The sequence below is a fragment of the Oceanibaculum indicum P24 genome, assembly GCF_000299935.1.
Taxonomy (GTDB): domain Bacteria; phylum Pseudomonadota; class Alphaproteobacteria; order Oceanibaculales; family Oceanibaculaceae; genus Oceanibaculum; species Oceanibaculum indicum.
Genome location: NZ_AMRL01000052.1, coordinates 1 through 2,500, shown reverse-complemented (window position 1 = coordinate 2,500; position 2,500 = coordinate 1). Strand labels below are relative to the sequence as shown.

Here is a 2,500-nt window from a genome sequence, read left to right as displayed (position 1 = left end):
CCGCGAAAGCTATTTAGGTAGCGCGTCGTAGCGATTACCGCCGGGGGTAGAGCACTGGATGGGCTAGGGGGGCGCGAGCCTTACCAAACCTAACCAAACTCCGAATACCGGTGAGTACAGCACGGCAGACAGACGGCGGGTGCTAACGTCCGTCGTCAAGAGGGAAACAACCCAGACCACCATCTAAGGTCCCCAAGTCGTGGCTAAGTGGGAAAGGATGTGGGAAGGCCAAGACAGCCAGGAGGTTGGCTTAGAAGCAGCCATCCTTTAAAGAAAGCGTAATAGCTCACTGGTCTAGATAAGCCGTCCTGCGCCGAAAATGTAACGGGGCTAAAGCCATGCACCGAAGATGTGGGATATCCTTTGGATATCGGTAGCGGAGCGTTCCGTAGGCCTGCGAAGGGAGAGGGGTGACCCCTCCTGGAGGTATCGGAAGTGAGAATGCTGACATGAGTAGCGACAAAGAGTGTGAGAAACACTCTCGCCGAAAGCCCAAGGGTTCCTGCGCAAGGTTAATCCGCGCAGGGTGAGCCGGCTCCTAAGACGAGGGCGACAGCCGTAGTCGATGGGAATGGGGTTAATATTCCCCAGCCTGCCAGAGGTGACGAAGGCCGATAGTTGTATCTCCTTATCGGATTGGGGGTGCAGCGTAGGACTTCCAGGAAATAGCCCTGGCATATAGACCGTACCCGAAACCGACACAGGTGGGCAGGTAGAGTATACCAAGGCGCTTGAGAGAATGATGTTGAAGGAACTCGGCAAATTACCCTCGTAACTTCGGGATAAGAGGGACCTCCCATTGGGCAACCAGTAGGTGGTGGCACAGACCAGGGGGTGGCGACTGTTTACTAAAAACACAGGGCTCTGCGAAGCCGCAAGGCGACGTATAGGGTCTGACGCCTGCCCGGTGCCGGAAGGTTAAAAGGAGGGGTGCAAGCTCCGAATTGAAGCCCCGGTAAACGGCGGCCGTAACTATAACGGTCCTAAGGTAGCGAGATTCCTTGTCGGGTAAGTTCCGACCTGCACGAATGGCGTAACGACTTCCCCGCTGTCTCCAACATCAACTCAGCGAAATTGAACTCTCCGTGAAGATGCGGAGTTCCCGCGGTCAGACGGAAAGACCCCGTGCACCTTTACTACAGCTTTGCAGTGGTATCAGGAGTTGGATGTGTAGGATAGGCGGGAGCCTTTGAAGCGCAGGCGCTAGCTTGCGTGGAGGCACCCTTGAAATACCGCCCTTCTGTCTTCTGATATCTAACCGCGGCCCGTTATCCGGGTCCGGGACCCTGCATGGCGGGTAGTTTGACTGGGGCGGTCGCCTCCCAAAGAGTAACGGAGGCGCGCGATGGTGGGCTCAGGCTGGTCGGACATCAGCTGTCGAGTGCAATGGCATAAGCCCGCCTGACTGTGAGGCAGACATGCCGAACAGAGACGAAAGTCGGTCATAGTGATCCGGTGGTCCCGCGTGGATGGGCCATCGCTCAACGGATAAAAGGTACGCCGGGGATAACAGGCTGATAACCCCCAAGAGTCCATATCGACGGGGTTGTTTGGCACCTCGATGTCGGCTCATCACATCCTGGGGCTGGAGCAGGTCCCAAGGGTTCGGCTGTTCGCCGATTAAAGTGGTACGTGAGCTGGGTTTAGAACGTCGTGAGACAGTTCGGTCCCTATCTGCCGTGGGTGTTCGAGACTTGAGAGGATCTGTCCCTAGTACGAGAGGACCGGGATGGACGTACCTCTGGTGTACCTGTTGTCGCGCCAGCGGCACCGCAGGGTAGCTATGTACGGACGGGATAACCGCTGAAAGCATCTAAGCGGGAAACCCCCCTCAAAACCAGGTCTCGCTTGAGAGCCGTGATAGACCATCACGTCGATAGGCCAGGGGTGTAAGCGTGGTAACACGTTCAGCTGACTGGTACTAATCGCTCGATCGGCTTGATCAGCCCACCACACGCAGCGGCAACGCCCGGCACATGCCAGGTGACGCCCTGCCGGTACAGGCAAGACAAGAGACATCACGAAACAACGACAGCCGCTGCAGGCCAAACAGGTCAGCGTTCCGGGTCCCGGACAGGGATCAGGGCGTGCTTCGACGATCTGGTGGTTATGGCAGGGGGCAAACACCCGATCCCATCCCGAACTCGGCCGTGAAAACCCCTAGCGCCGATGGTACTTCGTCTCAAGACGCGGGAGAGTAGGTCGCTGCCAGATCTTCCAAGCACGCTCACACTAGAACGCCAGCCGATACAGGCCGCAGCCGCACACAGGCAACCGCCCTCTTGCCAGGGCGGGCCTCCTCCGCCCCCGGCAGAACCTCCCCCCAACACCATGTCCCCGCTCCGCTTCCCAGCACCGCCGCACCCGAACACAGGCAGCGCCGGAGCGGCCCACAGCCCACAACGCTTCAAGCCGGCGCGAAACTCAACCGTGCCAGCCAACACCACACCCGGCGCGGGGTGGAGCAGCCCGGTAGCTCGTCAGGCTCATAACCTGAAGG

The 2,500-nt window shown here is 58.6% G+C and carries 2 rRNA genes (1 of these 2 cut by a window edge); both read left to right on the top strand.

The annotated features are described in order from the left end of the window. A 23S ribosomal RNA gene (locus tag P24_RS18835) occupies positions 1-1,946 on the top strand (it extends 797 nt beyond the left edge of the window). 153 nt (positions 1,947-2,099) lie between these two features. Further along, positions 2,100-2,214: ribosomal RNA gene (gene rrf / locus P24_RS18830) — 5S ribosomal RNA — on the top strand. Positions 2,215-2,500 lie beyond the last annotated feature (286 nt).